At 74.2% G+C, this 623-nt stretch carries 1 pseudogene; it reads right to left on the reverse strand.

From position 1 onward, the window contains the following. Positions 1-401, reverse strand: a pseudogene (locus CCN35_RS26460) (transketolase); the annotation flags it as partial. Positions 402-623: the final 222 nt, after the last annotated feature.

A 623-nucleotide genomic window follows, 5' to 3' on the forward strand; every position in this document is an offset into this window, starting at 1 on the left:
AGGCGCTTGCCGGCCAGCGCGATGCCGACGCCGACGGGCAGGCCCTGCCCGAGGGAGCCGGTCGCCGTCTCCACCCATGGCAGCTGCCGTGGCGTGGGGTGTCCCTCCAGGCGGCTGCCGCGGGCGCGGAAGGTGAGCAGTTCCTCGTCGTCGAGGACGCCGGCCGCCTTGTAGGCGGAGTACAGCAGGGGGGAGGCGTGTCCCTTGGACAGGACGAAGCGGTCGTTGCCGGGGTGCTCGGGGTTCTCGAAGTCGTAGTGGAGGTGGTTCGCCAGCAGGACGGCCATCAGGTCGGCGGCGGACATGGAGGACGTCGGGTGCCCCGAGCCCGCAGCGGCGGCGGCCCGCACGCTGTCGACGCGCAGTTGCTGCCCGAGTTCGACGAGTTCGTCGGTGTTCATGGATCTCCTTGCGTGGGTGTGTCGTCCCGCCGGACCGGCCCCGGGGAGGGATGGTCGCCGCGGTGGCCGCCGGCCGGTCCCTTCCTCCCCGCGGGCCCTCCGGCTTTCCCCGCCTTCCCGCTCTTCCCGGCCTTCTCCTCGGGCTCGGGGCGGCTCGGGGCTGGATGCGGGCCGGGGCGGTGCGGTGCGGGCTCCGCGCCCGCCAACTGCGCCTTCTCGGTG

This window comes from Streptomyces thermovulgaris (assembly GCF_002155915.1).
GTDB lineage: Bacteria > Actinomycetota > Actinomycetes > Streptomycetales > Streptomycetaceae > Streptomyces > Streptomyces thermovulgaris.